Source organism: Mycolicibacterium sp. XJ662 (genome assembly GCF_053484035.1).
Map to the genome: position 1 here is coordinate 59,015 of NZ_JBEFTL010000011.1, position 16,028 is coordinate 75,042.

The 16,028-nt window shown below is 69.5% G+C and carries 15 protein-coding genes; 11 read left to right on the top strand and 4 right to left on the bottom strand.

Features of this window, described 5'->3' with window-relative positions:
• The first annotated feature begins 8 nt into the window (after nucleotides 1-8).
• The gene (gene prcB, locus ABQE93_RS22855) at nucleotides 9-890 is read left to right on the top strand and encodes a proteasome subunit beta (protein ID WP_448410842.1); all 882 of its coding nucleotides are present in this window, start codon (nucleotides 9-11) and stop codon (nucleotides 888-890) included.
• Nucleotides 887-1,609 (top strand): proteasome subunit alpha, encoded by a 723-nt coding sequence (gene prcA / locus ABQE93_RS22860; RefSeq protein ID WP_448410722.1) that lies wholly within the window; start codon nucleotides 887-889, stop codon nucleotides 1,607-1,609. Before prcB ends, prcA begins: the two co-directional genes overlap by 4 nt.
• Here the strand turns inward: prcA and ABQE93_RS22865 are convergent.
• Both ABQE93_RS22865 and ABQE93_RS22870 read right to left on the bottom strand, forming a co-directional pair.
• Nucleotides 1,606-2,484 carry an alpha/beta fold hydrolase gene (locus tag ABQE93_RS22865; RefSeq protein ID WP_448410723.1) on the bottom strand — a complete coding sequence of 293 codons (879 nt, stop codon included), beginning with the start codon at nucleotides 2,482-2,484 and terminating at the stop codon, nucleotides 1,606-1,608. The two genes, prcA and ABQE93_RS22865, sit on opposite strands and share 4 nt — an antisense overlap.
• A gap of 94 nt (nucleotides 2,485-2,578) precedes the next feature.
• Nucleotides 2,579-4,192 (bottom strand): alpha/beta hydrolase, encoded by a 1,614-nt coding sequence (locus tag ABQE93_RS22870; RefSeq protein WP_448410724.1) that lies wholly within the window; start codon nucleotides 4,190-4,192, stop codon nucleotides 2,579-2,581.
• A 113-nt stretch (nucleotides 4,193-4,305) separates the two neighbouring features.
• Between ABQE93_RS22870 and pafA the strand changes: the two genes are divergently transcribed.
• From pafA to ABQE93_RS22905, 7 genes are read left to right on the top strand one after another with little or no spacing between them, the layout of a single operon-like run.
• A complete protein-coding gene (gene pafA / locus ABQE93_RS22875; RefSeq protein ID WP_448410725.1) occupies nucleotides 4,306-5,664 on the top strand; it encodes a Pup--protein ligase in 1,359 nt (452 codons plus the stop codon).
• Nucleotides 5,665-5,704: 40 nt separating this feature from the next.
• Nucleotides 5,705-6,709: a helix-turn-helix transcriptional regulator gene (locus ABQE93_RS22880; RefSeq protein WP_448410726.1), complete on the top strand. Its 1,005-nt coding sequence runs from the start codon at nucleotides 5,705-5,707 to the stop codon at nucleotides 6,707-6,709.
• Nucleotides 6,706-7,692 carry a helix-turn-helix transcriptional regulator gene (locus ABQE93_RS22885; RefSeq protein ID WP_448410727.1) on the top strand — a complete coding sequence of 329 codons (987 nt, stop codon included), beginning with the start codon at nucleotides 6,706-6,708 and terminating at the stop codon, nucleotides 7,690-7,692. The genes ABQE93_RS22880 and ABQE93_RS22885 overlap by 4 nt, the downstream gene beginning before the upstream one ends.
• 30 nt (nucleotides 7,693-7,722) lie before the next feature.
• Nucleotides 7,723-7,977, top strand: a complete 255-nt coding sequence (gene tatA, locus ABQE93_RS22890; protein WP_448410843.1) for a Sec-independent protein translocase subunit TatA — start codon at nucleotides 7,723-7,725, stop codon at nucleotides 7,975-7,977.
• 51 nt (nucleotides 7,978-8,028) lie between these two features.
• Nucleotides 8,029-8,988 carry a twin-arginine translocase subunit TatC gene (tatC, locus tag ABQE93_RS22895; protein WP_448410728.1) on the top strand — a complete coding sequence of 320 codons (960 nt, stop codon included), beginning with the start codon at nucleotides 8,029-8,031 and terminating at the stop codon, nucleotides 8,986-8,988.
• Nucleotides 8,972-11,740: a DEAD/DEAH box helicase gene (locus tag ABQE93_RS22900; RefSeq protein ID WP_448410729.1), complete on the top strand. Its 2,769-nt coding sequence runs from the start codon at nucleotides 8,972-8,974 to the stop codon at nucleotides 11,738-11,740. The genes tatC and ABQE93_RS22900 overlap by 17 nt, the downstream gene beginning before the upstream one ends.
• Nucleotides 11,741-11,796: 56 nt before the next feature.
• A complete protein-coding gene (locus tag ABQE93_RS22905; protein WP_448410730.1) occupies nucleotides 11,797-12,585 on the top strand; it encodes a DUF4333 domain-containing protein in 789 nt (262 codons plus the stop codon).
• 6 nt (nucleotides 12,586-12,591) lie between these two features.
• Here the strand turns inward: ABQE93_RS22905 and ABQE93_RS22910 are convergent, their stop codons facing one another.
• Entirely contained in the window at nucleotides 12,592-13,551 is a 960-nt protein-coding gene (locus tag ABQE93_RS22910) for a 5'-3' exonuclease (protein WP_448410731.1), read from the bottom strand.
• Nucleotides 13,552-13,589: 38 nt separating this feature from the next.
• Between ABQE93_RS22910 and ABQE93_RS22915 the strand changes: the two genes are divergently transcribed.
• A complete protein-coding gene (locus tag ABQE93_RS22915) occupies nucleotides 13,590-14,726 on the top strand; it encodes a M24 family metallopeptidase (protein WP_448410732.1) in 1,137 nt (378 codons plus the stop codon).
• Between the two features lie 66 nt (nucleotides 14,727-14,792).
• On the opposite strand, the gene ABQE93_RS22920 is transcribed toward ABQE93_RS22915, so the two are convergent.
• A complete protein-coding gene (locus ABQE93_RS22920) occupies nucleotides 14,793-15,218 on the bottom strand; it encodes a F420-dependent biliverdin reductase (protein WP_448410733.1) in 426 nt (141 codons plus the stop codon).
• A 35-nt stretch (nucleotides 15,219-15,253) separates the two neighbouring features.
• On the opposite strand from ABQE93_RS22920, the gene ABQE93_RS22925 reads away from it, so the two are divergent.
• The gene (locus ABQE93_RS22925) at nucleotides 15,254-16,012 is read left to right on the top strand and encodes a decaprenylphospho-beta-D-erythro-pentofuranosid-2-ulose 2-reductase (RefSeq protein ID WP_448410734.1); all 759 of its coding nucleotides are present in this window, start codon (nucleotides 15,254-15,256) and stop codon (nucleotides 16,010-16,012) included.
• Nucleotides 16,013-16,028: the final 16 nt, after the last annotated feature.

Consider the following 16,028-nt stretch of genomic DNA (forward strand, 5'->3'; position numbering starts at 1 on the left):
GCGACAAGCTGACCTTGCCCACCCCGTCGAACTTTCCTACGCCCCTGGTTCCGTCCGTATCCGTGGACCTGTCGTCTTTCTCTGATCTGCTGCGCCATCAAGCGCCGGAGCTGTTGCCCGTGAACATGCACGCCGCCGTCACCGACGCGGTGCCCCACGGCACCACGATCGTCGCGCTGAAGTACCCGGGCGGTGTGGTGATGGCGGGCGACCGCCGGTCCACCCAGGGCCACATGATCGCCGGACGCGACGTGCAGAAGGTGTACATCACCGACGATTACACGGCCACCGGTATCGCCGGCACCGCGGCGATCGCGGTGGAGTTCGCCCGGCTCTACGCCGTCGAACTCGAGCACTACGAGAAGCTCGAGGGTGTCGCGCTGACCTTCAACGGCAAGGTCAACCGGCTGGCCACCATGGTGCGCGGCAATCTCGGTGCGGCCCTGCAGGGCTTCGTCGCGCTGCCGCTGCTCGCCGGCTACGACCTCGACGACCCCAACCCCGAGGCGGCGGGCCGGATCGTGTCGTTCGACGCCGCCGGCGGATGGAACTTCGAGGAAGAGGGCTACCAGTCGGTGGGTTCGGGCTCGATCTTCGCCAAGTCGTCGATGAAGAAGCTGTACTCCCAAGTCCGCGACGGTGATTCGGCGTTGCGGGTGGCTGTGGAGGCGCTCTACGACGCCGCCGACGACGACTCCGCGACCGGCGGACCGGACCTGGTGCGCGGCATCTACCCGACCGCGGTGATCATCGGCGAAGACGGCGCCGAGGAGGTGACCGAAGAACGGATCGCCGACCTTGCGCGCCAAGTCATCGAAAGCCGTTCTCGCACCGACACCTTCGGGCCCGATGCCACCCACCGATCGACTGACGCGCGAGGGGACTCGTGAGCTTTCCATATTTCATCTCGCCCGAACAGGCGATGCGCGAGCGTTCGGAGCTCGCACGTAAAGGAATCGCCAAGGGCCGCAGCGTGGTCGTGCTGGCATACGCCGACGGTGTGCTGTTCGTCGCCGAAAACCCGTCGCGTTCACTGCAGAAGGTCAGCGAACTCTACGACCGCGTCGGGTTCGCCGCCGTCGGCCGGTTCAACGAGTTCGACAACCTGCGTCGCGGCGGCATCCAGTTCGCCGACACCCGCGGCTACGCGTACGCCAGACGCGACGTCACCGGCCGCCAACTGGCCAACGTGTACGCGCAGACCCTCGGCACCATCTTCACCGAGCAGGCCAAACCCTATGAGGTGGAGCTGTGTGTGGCCGAGGTCGCGCACTACGGCGAGTCCAAACCGCCTGAGCTGTACCGCATCACCTACGACGGGTCCATCGCCGACGAACCGCATTTCGTCGTGATGGGCGGCACCACCGACCCGATCACCGCGGCGCTCAACGAGTCCTACACGGAGAACGCGAGTTTGACCGACGCGGTGAAGATCGCCGTCGACGCGCTGAAGGTGGACGCCAACGGCGGCCCGGAACCGCGAAGCCTCGGACCCGCCACGCTGGAGGTCGCCATCCTCGACGCCAACCGGCCGCGCCGGGCGTTTCGCCGCTACACCGGTGCTGCGCTCGAGGCGCTGCTGCCCGAGGACCAGGCCGCCGATTCCTAAGGGTCCGTCGCGGCGCGGATCAAGACCAACTCGGCGAACTGCTCCGGGCACTCCAACGGAGTGAAATGGCCGGAGTCAAACGCGTAGTTCAGCGTCACGTCGGTGAAATAGTGGTCTATCCGGTCGGCCCACTCGCGCGGAAACAGCGGATCGTGGTGGGGCCACAACACATCGGCGGGGACGCGGATCCTGATGGCCCGCTCGGGTGGTAGCTCGGTGAGCGCTTGGGCGATCATCCCCGCCCCCGCGCGGTACCAGGCGATCGACGCGGTGAACGCACCGGGCAGCGCGTAATCGCCCACCAGCCTTTCCAGCTCCTCTTCGGGCAAGGTGAAGTTCGGTCCGGACCAGTGAATCCAGAAGTGCCGCAAGTACTCCCGTACCGCGTCGGCGTTACCGTCGATGAGCTGCGCGGCCATCGGCAACTGGTGGAAGGCCTGGTACCAGAACTCGCTCTGGGCGTGTGCGCTGAGCACGCGGTCGCCGGCGCCGGGTAGCGGGGGAGACAGCACCAGCGCCGCGACCAGGTCCGGTTGCATCCGGGCCACGCTCTGCGCGACGCGGCTGCCGACGTCGTATCCACCCAGCACCACCGGCGGCAGTTCCAGTTCCTTGATCAGCCCGATGACGCTGCTGGCTTGGGCCGTGGCGCTGTAGAAGTGCCGCACCGCGACGGCGTGTTTGTCGGAGCCGCCGAAGCCGCGCAGATCGGGCACGATGACGTCGGCGGCACCGGCCAGCAGCGGCACCACGTGGCGGTAGTCGTGGCGGTTGCCGGGCCACCCGTGCAGCAGCACCACTGGCGGCGCACCGTTGGTGCCGAACCGGTCGAAGGCAAGGCGGAACCCGTCCACCGGCGCGCTGCGCGACCACATCGCCCCATTTTGGCCGGGCTTCTGGCGCGAGCAGACGCAAAAGGGGTTTTTCTCGGCATCTCGACACGCTTCTGCGTCTGCTCGCCGGGGGAAGTCAACCCGGCAGAGGGATCACGGCGCGGTCCCCGGTGATCACCGCGAGGATGTTGCGCCACGCGTCCGACGGCTGGTTGAGCACGTCGGAATGCGCCCGGGGCCCGGCCATCAGCCGACCGTCGTCGTAATGTCCTGCGGCCAACGGGATTACGCCGGGCATCTCGTCGGGGTCGGCGCCGTGTGGGCCGCCGGGGATGCCCTGCACGGCCTGGATGTAGTCGCCGGGCGCGGTCATCGAGAAGCGCAGCACATCGGGGTTGCGGTTGTGCCAGTCACCCGGATCGTCGACACCGACGCCGGCCCCGGCGGCCGCCACATACAGCGTGCGATCGGCGGTCAGGCCCTGCGCCTCGGCGGTGCCCAGGATCGAACCGCCGTAGGAGTGGCCGATGAACGTCACCGGAACCGGTTGTTCCGGCGCGGCCGCGGCGTCGACGGTGCGGTCGACGTCCTCGCTGAACGCGACCAGCCGCGGCGCCATCTGCAGGGCGTAGCGGGGGTCGGCCGCCGAGACCAGCGCGGTGGCCGGATTGTCGCCGCGCGGAAACGGCCCGCCCAGATAGCTGATCGCGGCGGCCTCGCCCCGGGTCGCCGACACGAACCGGCGGGCGGTGTCGTTGACGGCGGAGGACCCCGCAATCGTGGTGTTGAGCCCGGGCACCAGCACGGCCACGCTGGTGGCCCTCGACACGTCGCCGTGCAACTCCACCAGCGACGCGCGGGCGGGGTCGAACGCGAGGATCTGCCGGTCGATGCGGCGCCCGCTGCCCGCGGGGTCGTCGACCTCGGAGAGCAGGCCGCGGTAGACGGCCAGGCGCGTGGAGTCGTCTTCGTCCAGGATCGCCTGCGCGATGTTGGTGCGATTGGCCTCCACCCGCATCGCCCAGGGCACCCCGTCGGTGTTGCCTACCTGGCGCGGAAATTCAACGATCAGCCGCTGCCGCTGCTCGGGCGTCATCGCCGCGATCTGCTCGGCGATGCGGTCCTGGCTCAGCGCCGGCCAGCCCGCCACCACGTCGCCGGCCTGCACGGGCCACGCCCCGGCCGGCACTGTTGGAGGCGCGGCGGCCACCGGTAGCGCGAGGGCTTCGGCGATGTCGTCGGCGGCGTCGGCGTCGGCGGCGCCCAACCGGTCGAGCGCCTCGACGATCTGGGCGCTCAGCGCGTCGGCGCGCACCGCCAGCATGCCGCGTGCGACGCCGTCGTCGCCGCCGGCCAACGCCACCAGCAGCGGCGTCGGATCCGCACCCCCTGACACCGAGCCGTCGTCGCCGACGAGGAACCCCTCCGAGGTGGCGTCGGCGACACGGGCCAACACCGCGTCTCGGGCCAGAGCGATCTGCTGGGCGCCGTCGGAGGCCGCGACGGCCGCGCGTACCGCGACCCGCGCGACGGCGTCGGACTCCTTGCCGATCGATCGCGCCTCGCGCCGTGCGGCCTCGGCGGCCGAGCCGGTCCAGAAGTCCGCGCTGGCGACCACGCCGGCCACCGTCGCCTCGATGCGGATGTTGACGTCGGCGGCCGCGGCGCACAGTTGGTCGGCGAACTCGCGAAGGTCGTCAGGCCGCCACCGCTCGGCCTGCGACACGGTCGGACGCGTCCCTTCGCCCATGCCTCATGCAAGCAGACCCGCGATCGGTTGTGCTGCGGTTATCCACAGGGGTGGGGACGGCATCGGCGCGGCTTGCACACCATCGCCGCGCGGCAACCAGTAGTCTCGATGAGGTGCAGCGACGAATCATGGGCATCGAGACAGAATTCGGTGTCACCTGCACGTTCCACGGCCATCGGCGACTCAGCCCCGATGAAGTCGCACGCTATCTGTTTCGGCGTGTGGTGTCGTGGGGCCGCAGCTCCAACGTGTTCCTCCGCAACGGTGCGCGCCTGTACCTCGATGTCGGCAGCCACCCCGAGTACGCCACCGCAGAATGCGACAGCCTGACGCAGCTGGTCACCCATGACCGCGCAGGCGAGCGGGTGCTCGAAGACCTGTTGATCGACGCCGAGCAACGCCTCGCCGACGAAGGCATCGGCGGCGACATCTACCTGTTCAAGAACAACACCGACTCGGCGGGCAACTCCTACGGCTGCCACGAGAACTACCTGATCGTGCGTGCGGGCGAGTTCTCCCGGATCTCCGATGTGCTGCTGCCCTTTCTGGTCACCCGCCAGTTGATCTGCGGCGCCGGCAAGGTGCTGCAGACACCCAAGGCGGCGACCTTCTGCCTGTCCCAGCGCGCCGAGCACATCTGGGAAGGGGTGTCCTCGGCCACCACCCGCAGCAGGCCGATCATCAACACCCGCGACGAACCGCACGCCGACGCCGAGAAGTACCGCAGGCTGCACGTCATCGTCGGCGACTCCAACATGTGCGAAGCCAGCACCATGCTCAAGGTGGGTACGGCGTCGTTGGTGCTGGAGATGATCGAGGCCGGAATCGCGTTCCGCGACTTCTCGCTGGACAACCCGATCCGCGCCATCCGCGAGGTCAGCCACGACCTGACCGGTCGCCGCCCGGTGCGGCTGGCCGGCGGCAGGCAGGCCAGCGCCCTGGACATCCAGCGCGAGTACTACGCGCGCGCGGTCGAGTACTTGCAGAACCGCGAGCCCGACACGCAGATCCAGCAGGTGGTCGACCTGTGGGGCCGCCAACTCGACGCGGTCGAGAGCCAGGACTTCGCCAAGGTCGACACCGAGATCGACTGGGTGATCAAGCGCAAGCTGTTCCAGCGCTACCAGGACCGCTACAGCATGGAGCTGTCCGACCCGAAGATCAGCCAACTCGACCTGGCCTACCACGACATCAAGCGCGGGCGCGGCGTGTTCGACCTGCTGCAGCGCAAGGGGCTGGCGGCGCGGATCACCACCGACGAGGAGATCGAAGCCGCGGTCACCACGCCGCCGCAGACCACGCGGGCCAAGCTGCGCGGCGAGTTCATCAGCGCCGCCCAGGAGGCCGGCCGCGACTTCACCGTCGACTGGGTGCACCTCAAGCTCAACGACCAGGCGCAGCGCACGGTGCTGTGCAAGGACCCGTTCCGCTCGGTCGACGAACGGGTCAAGCGGCTGATCGCCAGCATGTAGCTTGCTCGCCCACAGCCCGGCACACCCTAAGCTGTTGCAAGTGGGGATCTCCAAAGTCGAACGGCTGATGAACCTCGTCATCGCGCTGCTGTCTACCAACACCTTCATCACCGCCGAGCGGATCCGCGAGACCGTGTACGGCTACTCCGAGAGCCCCAGCGACGAGGCGTTCTCCCGGATGTTCGAGCGGGACAAAAACGAGCTGCGCGACCTCGGCATCCCGCTGGAGACCGGCCGGGTGTCGCAGTTCGACCCGACCGAGGGCTACCGCATCAACCGCGAGGCCTACGCGTTGCCCGCCGTCGAGCTGACCGCCGACGAAGCCGCCGCCGTCGCCGTGGCCACCCAGCTGTGGGAGTCACCCGAGCTGATCACCGCCACCCAGGGCGCCCTGCTCAAACTGCGGGCCGCGGGCGTCGACATCGACGCCGTCGACGCCGGCGTCTCGATCACCTCCACGGGCGCGTTACCCGGTTTGCGCGGCTCCGAAGACGTGCTCGGCATCCTGTTGTCGGCCATCGACGCCGGCCGGGCGGTGCAGTTCCCGCACCGGTCCTCGCGCAGCGACCCCTACACCACCCGCACCGTCGAACCGTGGGGCGTGCTGACCGACAAGGGGCGCTGGTATCTGGTCGGCCACGACCGCGACCGCAACGCGACGCGCACCTTCCGGCTGTCGCGCATCGGCGCCGACGTCACCCCGATCGGGCCGCCTGGGGCGGTGTCGCCGCCGCAGGGCGTGAACCTGCGCGAGATCGTCGACCGCGCGGTCGGGGAGTGGCCGAGCACCGGGGAGGCGCGGGTATGGGTCGCCGAGGGCAGGGCGACCGCGCTGCGTCGCCGCGCGACGGTCATCGGCCCACGGGAACTCGGCGGCCGCGCCGGCGAGGAGATCAGCGTCGACATCGGCATGCTGGACCGGCTGGCCCGGGAGGTCGCCAGCTACGGGCCCGACGCGGTGGCCCTGGCGCCGCAGGCGTTGCGCGACGACGTGGTGAAAAGACTGCACGCGCAGGCGCACCGACCCGAAGGGGCCACGGCATGACGGCCGTCTCGGCGCGGCTGGTGCGGCTGCTCAACATGGTTCCGTACTTCCAGGCCAACCCGCGGATCACCTACGCGGAGGCGGCGACCGACCTCGGGGTCAGCGTCAAACAACTGCGCGACGACATCAACCAGCTGTGGATGTGCGGGTTGCCCGGCTACGGACCCGGTGACCTCATCGACTTCGAATTCTCCGGTGACACCATCGAAGTCACCTTCTCGGCCGGTATCGACCATCCGCTGCGGCTGACGTCGCCGGAGGCCACCGGCGTGCTGGTGGCGTTGCGTGCGCTGGCCGACGTGCCCGGCATGGTCGACCCGGAAGCCGCGCGCAGTGCGATCGCCAAGATCGAGTCGGCCGCCGGCGCGCTGGGCCAGGACACCGGCGCGGCCGTGGCCGCGGTCGACGAGCGCGCCCCGATCGAGAGCGAGGCCGCCGCCGCGGTCCGCGAGGCGGTGCGCGACGGCAGGGCGGTGACGCTCGAGTACTACTCGGCGTCGCACGACATGTTGTCCAGCCGCACCGTCGACCCGATCCGGGTCGTGCTGGTCGGCGACCACAGCTACCTGGAGGCATGGTGCCGGTCGGCCGAAGGCGTGCGGTTGTTCCGGTTCGATCGCATCGTCGACGCGCAGGTGCTCGACGAGCCGTCGGACCCGCCGCCGCCGGCCGTGCAGGCCGAACCCGACACCTCGCTGTTCTCACCTTTTACTGCCGACCCGTCGCTGCCGTCGGCGACCCTGCTCATCGACCGCTCCGCGGCGTGGATGTTCGACTACTACCCGCTGCGCGAGATCCGCGAATTGCCCGACGGCGCCGTCGAGGCCGCGATGACCTACGCCGCCGAGGACTGGATGGCGCGCTTTGTACTCGGTTTCGGGTCGGCGGTACGGGTGCTGGCCCCGGAGTCGCTGGCCCGTCAGGTCCAAGAAACCGCCGCCGCGGCGCTGCGCGCCTACGACGCGAGCGCCGGGGAACGGTAGACTGGCCACGACGTTCTGGAGGTGACCAAATTGGGCGGTCTACAACCCTGGCACTGGGTGATTGTCATCGCCGTATTCGTGCTGCTCTTCGGTGCCAAGAAGCTCCCGGACGCGGCGCGTTCGCTCGGTAAGTCCATGCGGATCTTCAAGTCCGAGATCAAGGAGATGCAGTCCGACTCCAAGCAGGACGACACGACGACGCAGCAAGCCACGCCGATCGCCTCGGAACGCGTCGACGATACGACGCCGCCCCCCGGGCAGCCGTCGGACAAACGTTCAGCCTGACCGTCGCCGACGAAGCCGACCGCGGCATGACGCCGCGTCGATAGGCCTGCCGTGCAGCCCCCAGCAATCCTGAAGAAACTCGATCCTCGTCAGCGTCGTTCCCGGACCAACCCGGACGGCACCATGTCGCTGGTCGAACATCTGCAGGAGCTGCGTAACCGGTTGCTGATCGCGGCGGCCGCAGTCGTCGTGACCACGATCCTCGGCTTCCTCTGGTACAGCCACGGCGTCTTCGGGCTGCCCAGCCTCGGCGACTGGCTGCGCGGACCCTACTGTGAACTGCCTGCGTCGTCGCGCGCCGACATCACCGCCGACGGCGGCTGCCGACTGCTCGCGACGTCGCCGTTCGACCAGTTCATGCTGCGCTTGAAGGTAGGTCTGACCGCGGGCATCGTGCTGGCCTGCCCGGTATGGCTGTATCAGCTGTGGGCGTTCATCACCCCCGGCCTGTACCGCAAGGAGCGCCGGTTCGCGATCGCGTTCGTCGTCGTGGGCGCCGCGCTGTTCGTCGCGGGCGCGGTGCTGGCCTACGTGGTGCTGTCCACGGCGTTGGGTTTCCTGCTGACGGTCGGCGCCGACGTGCAGGTGACCGCGCTGTCGGGCGACCAGTACTTCGGGTTTCTGATCAACCTGCTGCTGGTGTTCGGGTTCAGCTTCGAGTTCCCGCTGCTGATCATCATGCTCAACCTCGTCGGCGTGCTCACCTACGAGCGACTCAAGGCGTGGCGGCGGGGCCTGATCTTCGCACTGTTCGTGTTCGCCGCGATCTTCACCCCCGGATCGGACCCGTTCTCGATGCTGGCGCTGGCGCTGGCGTTGACCGCGCTGCTCGAGGTCGCGATCCAGATCGCCCGGTTCAACGACAAGCGCAAGGCCCGTCGCGCGGCGCTCGACGAGGTGCCCGACGACCAAGCGGCGCCGATCGGCAGCCCTGAACCGACAGCCGAACCGATCGAGACGTCGTCCGTGCCGACGTCGACGCGGCCCGTGGTCGATGACGATGCAACCTAGCGGGCAACAACTGGCTGAATTCGCCAAGCAACTGCCGTTTGCGCTCGACGACTTCCAGCGCGATGCCTGCCAAGCCTTGGAGAACGGACACGGTGTGCTGGTGTGCGCCCCCACCGGCGCAGGCAAGACCGTGGTGGGTGAGTTCGCGGTGCACCTGGCGCTGGCGTCGGGCGGAAAGTGCTTCTACACCACGCCGATCAAGGCGTTGAGCAACCAGAAGCACAACGACCTGGTGCGCCGGTACGGCCCGCAGAACATCGGCCTGCTCACCGGTGATCAGTCGATCAACGGCGACGCCGACGTGGTGGTGATGACCACCGAAGTGCTTCGCAACATGCTCTATGCGAACTCGCCTACGCTGCACGGGCTTTCCTACGTCGTGATGGACGAGGTGCATTTCCTGGCCGACCGGATGCGGGGCGCGGTGTGGGAGGAGGTGATCCTGCACCTGCCCGACGAGGTGCTGCTGGTGAGCCTGTCGGCCACGGTCAGCAACGCCGAGGAGTTCGGCGGGTGGATGCAGGCCGTGCGCGGGGACACCGCGGTCGTCGTCGACGAACACCGCCCTGTGCCGCTATGGCAGCACGTCCTGGTCGGCAAGCGGCTGTTCGACCTGTTCGACTACCGCAACACCAAAGCCAAGAAATCCAAACGCGAGTTGGTGGTCGACCCGGAACTGTTGCGCCACATCGCCCATCGCCGCGAAGCCGATCGGCTGTCGGACTGGCAGCCACGCGGTCGCGGCAGGGGAGGCCACCGCGGCAGGCCCACCATGTACCGGCCGCCGTCGCGGCCCGATGTGATCGGCATGCTGGACCGCGAAGGGCTGCTGCCCGCCATCACCTTCATCTTCTCGCGGGCGGGGTGTGACGCCGCGGTCAAGCAGTGTCTGCGCTCGTCACTTCGGCTCACCACCGAGCAGGAGCGCAAGGCCATCGCCGACGTGGTCGACCGGCGCTGCGGTGAGCTGCCCGAATCGGATCTGATCGTGCTGGACTACCACGAGTTTCGCGAGGGGCTGCTGCGCGGGCTGGCCGCCCACCACGCCGGGATGCTGCCGGTGTTTCGCCACACCGTGGAGGAGCTGTTCACCGCCGGCCTGGTGAAAGCCGTATTCGCCACGGAGACACTGGCTTTGGGGATCAATATGCCGGCGCGCACCGTGGTGTTGGAGCGGCTGGTGAAGTTCAACGGTGAGCAGCACATGCCGTTGACACCGGGGGAGTACACCCAGTTGACGGGCCGCGCGGGACGCCGCGGCATCGACGTGGAGGGCCACGCGGTGGTGCTGTGGCACCCCAACGACGCCACCTCCGATCCCGCCGAAGTGGCCGGGCTGGCCTCCACCCGCACCTTCCCGCTGCGCAGTTCGTTCGCGCCGTCCTACAACATGACCATCAACCTGGTGCAGCACATGAGCCCCGCGCAGGCGCACCAACTTCTGGAGAGTTCGTTCGCGCAGTACCAGGCGGACCGGTCGGTGGTCGGTCTGCGACGCGGCATCGAGCGCGGCGAGCGGATGCTCGACGAAATCGCCGCCGAACTCGACGGCGGCCATGACGCACCGGTTTTGGAGTATGTGCGGCTTCGCCAGGACGTCTCGAACCGGGAAAAGGCGCAGTCACGCGCGTCGCGGTTACAGCGCCGCCAGGCGGTCAACGACGCGCTCGCGGCGCTGCGCCGCGGCGACATCATCGACATCAGCCACGGGCGCCGCGGCGGGCTGGCGGTGGTGCTCGATCCGGCGCGCGACAAGGACGATCCGCGTCCGCTGGTGTTGTCCGAACACAAGTGGGCGGGGCGGATCTCGTCGGCCGACTACTCGGGTTCGGACCCGTTGGGGTCGATGTCGCTGCCCAAGCGCGTCGAACACCGCAGCCCGCGGGCACGACGCGATCTGGCGTCGGCGCTGCGTTCGGCCGCGGCCGGGCTGGACGTGCCGTCGGCGAAAGGGAAACGCAAGGGTCCGGTGAGAGACCGCGACGTCGACCCCGAACTGGCGTCGCTGCGGGAGCGACTGCGCCGGCACCCGGCCCACCAGCTGCCCGACCGCGAGGAGAAGGCCCGGCTGGCCGAGCGGTACCTGCGCATCGAGCGCGACAACGAGCAGATCCGGCAGAAGGTGGCCGCGGCGACCAACTCGCTGGGGCGCACGTTCGACCGGATCGTGGTGCTGCTCACCGAACGCGGCTACATAGACGGGCCGCAAGACGACCCGAAGGTCACCGACGACGGCCGGCTGCTGGCCCGCATCTACAGCGAAAGCGACCTGCTGGTCGCCGAATCGCTGCGCAGCGGCATCTGGGAGGGGCTGGAACCCGCCGAGTTGGCGGCGGTGCTGTCGGCGGTGCTCTACGAGTCGCGCGGTGACACGCCCGGTTCACCCGAGAACGTCGAGGTGCCCACGGGCCCGCTGCGCCGCGCACTGAACCAGACCATCAGGCTGTGGGCCGAGTTGCGCACCGATGAGCAGCGCCACCGCATCGCGCACAGCCGCGAGCCCGACCCGGGATTCGTCGCCGCGATTTATCGCTGGGCCACCACGGGCGATCTGACCACTGCGCTGGCGGCCAGCGACGCCACCGGATCGGGGTCGCCGCTGTCGGCCGGCGACTTCGTGCGCTGGTGCCGCCAAGTGCTCGACCTGCTCGACCAGGTGCGCAACGCCGCCCCCAGCCCGGCGCTGCGCGCGTCGGCGAAACGCGCCGTCAGCGACATTCGACGCGGCGTCGTGGCAGTTGACGCGGGGTAGTGTGTGCGCAGAAAGACGGAACCGAACCGCGGCGCGCCCGCGGGTGAAGGAGTGAGATGAGCGGACCGCAGGGATCTGATCCGACGCAGCCGTGGCCCGGCCAGCAGCCGGAACAGCCGACGGACCAGCCATCGAGCGATGCGCCGTCGACCGATCAGGGCGAGCAGCAGTGGCAGCAGCAGCCCACCGGCGAGCAGCAGCAGACTGCCTGGCAGCCGCCCGCCTACGACCCCCAGCAGGCGCAGCAGTATCCGCAGTACCAGCAGCCCGCCTACCAGCCTCCGCAGCAGTACCCGCCGACCGAGCAGTACGGGCAGCAGGGTTATCCGCCGGGGCAGTACGGCCAACCCGGCCAGTACGGTCAGCCCTACGGCCAACCCGGCCAGTACGGTCAGCAGCCTGGCCAGTACGGCCAGCCCGGCCAGTACGGTCAGCCGACCGGCCAGTTCGGCCAACCCGGCCAGTACGGCCAGCCCTACGGCCAGCCCGGCGGTGAAGAGGGGTCCAAGCGTTCGCTGGCCGTGATCGGCGGCGTCATCGGCGTGCTGGCCGCGGTCATCATCGCGGTGGTGCTGGTGCTCGGGTTCTGGAAGCCCGGCTTCTTCGTGACCACCAAGCTCGACATCGACGCGGCCCAAAGCGGTGTGCAGCAGATCCTCACCGACGAGGCCAACGGCTACGGCGCCAAGAACGTCAAGGACGTCAAGTGCAACGACGGCCAGAGCCCCGTCGTCGAGAAGGGCGCGACCTTCGACTGCGAGGTCAGCATCGACGGCACCAAGCGTCAGGTCACCGTGACGTTCCAGGACGACAGCGGCACTTATGAGGTCGGCCGCCCCAAGTAGCGGCCGTCAGCGCGCGGGCAGACCGTCCAGCGCCTTCTGCAGCCGACCGATCGACGAGGTCACCCCGTAGGTTTGGGCCAGTTCGGCGACCTTGCGGGGATGCTTGGCGGCCAGCGGCAGCGCGTCGTCGGGCGTCGAGAAGTCGACGTCGCAGTCGGTGGCGACCCGCACCACCGGCCCCGCCGCCTCGATGTAGTCGGTGGCGCCCAGCAGCTTGGTCCGAAACGCCTTGGACATCTTCGATTTCGGGTCGTGCGCGGCGGCCATGATGTGCTCCAGCGACCCGTGCTGGGCCAGCAGCGTGGCCGCCGTCTTCTCGCCGACCCCCGGAACACCCGGTAGCCCGTCCGACGGGTCGCCGCGCAGCAACGCGAGCTCGGCGTAGGCCGGCCCGGCGCGGTGCACGGGCACCCCGTAGGTCTCGGCGACCTCCTTGGGCCCGAACAACGTCGCCTTGGCCAGCCCGCGCCCGATGTAGAGCACCCGCACGGGCACCGGGTCGTCGGTCACCAGCTGCAGCAGGTCCCGGTCGCCGCTGACCACCACCACCGGGCTGCGCCGTTCCCGATATGCCAAGGTGCCCAGCACGTCGTCGGCCTCGTGCTGGGCGGCGCCCGCGGTCGCGATGCCGAACGCGTCGAGGAGTTCCAGGATCATGTCGACCTGCGGCGTCAGATCGTCGGGCACTTCCTCGATGTCGGGCACCCCTTCGGGTTGGGGTTCTTCCACGCGGTGCGCCTTGTACGACGGGATCAGGTTGACGCGCCACTGCGGGCGCCAGTCGTCGTCGCGGCACACCACCAACCGCTCGGGGCGCTCACGGGTGATGACGGTCGCGACGGCGTCGAGGAACCCGCGCACCGCGTTGACGGGCCGCCCGTCGGGCGCGGTGATCGAGGAGGGCACGCCGAAGTAGGAGCGAAACCACATGCTGGCGCCGTCGAGCAGCAACAGGGGTGCGGGCATGGCTGTCATCCTGCCAGGGGCGCACTAGCCTGAAAGCCATGACCGCCAGTCGTTTCAGCGCCGACGTGTATGCCCGACGGCTGCAGTCCGCCGCCACCGCCGCCGCCGAAGCCGGGCTCGCGGGTCTGGTGATCAGCCCCGGCTACGACCTGCGCTACCTGGTCGGCTCGCGCGCGCAGACCTTCGAGCGGCTGACCGCGCTGGTGCTGCCCGCCGACGGGCAACCGACGGTCGTGGTGCCGCGCCTGGAGTTGGCCGCGCTCAAGGCCTCGGCCGTGCCCGAACTCGGCCTGCCGGTGCACGACTGGGTCGACGGCGACGATCCGTACCGGATGATGGCCGACGTGCTGGGCGAGGCGCTGGGCGGCGGCACCCTCAAAATCGCCGTCACCGACTCGATGCCCGCGCTGCACCTGCTGCCGCTCGCCGACGTGCTCGGCGCGACGCCGGTGCTGGCGACCGACGTGCTGCGCCGGCTGAGGATGATCAAGGACGGCGCGGAGATCGACGTCCTGCGCAAGGCGGGCGCGGCGATCGACCGGGTGCACGCCAGGGTGCCCGACTTCCTAAAGCCCGGCCGCACCGAAGCCGACGTCGCCGCCGATATCGCTGAAGCCATTGTCGCCGAAGGACATTCGGAGGTAGCGTTCATCATCGTCGGCTCCGGGCCGCACGGCGCCGACCCGCACCACGAATGCTCGGAGCGTGAACTGCGCGCCGGCGACGTCGTCGTCGTCGACATCGGCGGCCCGTACGAACCCGGGTACAACTCCGACTGCACGCGCACCTACAGCATCGGCGAACCCAGCCCCGAGATCGCACGGCGCTACGCGGTGCTGCAACGGGCGCAGCGCGCCGCCGTCGCCGCCGTGCGTCCCGGCGTGACCGCCGAACAGATCGACGCCGTCGCGCGCGATGCGTTGGCCGCCGAGGGGTTGGCCGAGGCGTTCGTGCACCGCACCGGCCACGGCATCGGGCTGTCGGTGCACGAGGAGCCCTACATCGTCGCGGGCAACGACCTGCCGCTCGAGGAGGGCATGGCGTTCTCCGTCGAACCCGGCATCTACTTCCCCGGCCAGTGGGGCGCGCGGATCGAGGACATCGTTGTCGTCACCGCCGACGGCGCAGAGCCGGTCAACAACCGCCCGCACGACCTGGTGGTGGTGCCCGCCTGATCCGCCGAGCAGACGCGGAAGGCCCCTCGGGCGCCCGAAAAAGGGGCCATCTATGACTGCTCGCGGTCAGTGCTCGCCGCGGTCCAGCAGGCTCGACGAGCCGAGCACGCGCTCGACGCGGACCTCGATCACCACGCGCTTCGGGTTGACCCGCGGGGTGCGGTAGCGCTGCGCATACCGCAGTTCGGCGTCGCGGACGGCCTCGGCGTCGGTGTTGACGGTCGCCTTACCCTCCAGCGACAGCCACCGCGCCCCGTCGACCTGGCTGAGCACGGCAACGCCCTGGTTCTCGGCGTTGACGGCCTTCTGGGAGCCGCCGCTGGTGATGACGCGCGCGATGTGGGTGGTCGGGTCGAAGGTGAAACCCACGGCCACCACGTGCGGGGAGTTGTCGCCGCGCAGCGTCGTCAGCATCGCCAGATGCCGCTCGGACAGAAACGCCAAGGCATCGCTGTTGAGCTTGGTGGTTGCCTTGCGACTTGATTGGGCCATCACGGCCCAACTTAGCGCAGTGGATAATCCCAGCCATGAAAGACACGGCCGACACCCATCCGGCGCTGGTTGTGGTTTTCGGCGGGCGCAGCGAAATCGGGCTGGAGTTGGCGACCCGGCTGGCGCCCGGGGCGACGGTGCTGCTCGCGGCGCGCCGCGCCGACGACCTCGACCAGCAGGTGGCCGCGGTGCGCGCCGCCGGCGCCGCCGCGGTCGCGGTCCGCGAGTTCGATGCCGACGACCTGCCCGCCCACGGGCCGCTGGTGGAGTCGATCGTCGCCGAGCATGGGCCGATCGACACCGCGGTGTTGGCGTTCGGGGTCCTCGGCGACCAAACGCGCGCCGAGCAGGATCCGGCGCACGCCGTGGCGATCGTGCACACCGACTTCGTCGCACAGGTCAGCCTGCTGACCGTGCTCGCCGCCACCATGCGCGCGGCCGGATCGGGGGCCATCGTCGCGTTCTCGTCGGTGGCGGGGGTGCGGGTGCGCCGCGCCAACTATGTGTATGGCTCGGCCAAGGCCGGCCTCGACGGCTTCTGCAGCGGTCTGTCCGACGCGCTGCACGGTTCGGGGGTGCGGCTGCTGACCGTGCGGCCGGGGTTCGTGATCGGGCGCATGACCGAGGGGATGGCGCCCGCGCCGTTCTCCAGCACGCCGGCCCAGGTCGCCGACGCGACCGCGCGCGCACTGGCCAAGGGCCGCCGCAGCGTGTGGGTGCCCGGAATACTGCGGCCGGTGTTCGCGGGGATGCGGTTGCTTCCGCAGTTCGTGTGGCGGAGGTTGCCGCGGTGATGAGCGCTTGCGCGAA

What these genes read in the sequence shown, in the direction of transcription:
- ABQE93_RS22920 (WP_448410733.1), bottom strand. Translation starts at nt 15,218, where the DNA reads ATGGCCCAATCAAGTCGCAAGGCAACCACCAAGCTCAACAGCGATGCC.
- ABQE93_RS22900 (WP_448410729.1), top strand. Translation starts at nt 8,972, where the DNA reads ATGACGATGCAACCTAGCGGGCAACAACTGGCTGAATTCGCCAAGCAA.
- ABQE93_RS22885 (WP_448410727.1), top strand. Translation starts at nt 6,706, where the DNA reads ATGACGGCCGTCTCGGCGCGGCTGGTGCGGCTGCTCAACATGGTTCCG.
- ABQE93_RS22905 (WP_448410730.1), top strand. Translation starts at nt 11,797, where the DNA reads ATGAGCGGACCGCAGGGATCTGATCCGACGCAGCCGTGGCCCGGCCAG.
- ABQE93_RS22910 (WP_448410731.1), bottom strand. Translation starts at nt 13,551, where the DNA reads ATGCCCGCACCCCTGTTGCTGCTCGACGGCGCCAGCATGTGGTTTCGC.
- ABQE93_RS22925 (WP_448410734.1), top strand. Translation starts at nt 15,254, where the DNA reads ATGAAAGACACGGCCGACACCCATCCGGCGCTGGTTGTGGTTTTCGGC.
- ABQE93_RS22915 (WP_448410732.1), top strand. Translation starts at nt 13,590, where the DNA reads ATGACCGCCAGTCGTTTCAGCGCCGACGTGTATGCCCGACGGCTGCAG.
- ABQE93_RS22865 (WP_448410723.1), bottom strand. Translation starts at nt 2,484, where the DNA reads ATGTGGTCGCGCAGCGCGCCGGTGGACGGGTTCCGCCTTGCCTTCGAC.
- ABQE93_RS22870 (WP_448410724.1), bottom strand. Translation starts at nt 4,192, where the DNA reads ATGGGCGAAGGGACGCGTCCGACCGTGTCGCAGGCCGAGCGGTGGCGG.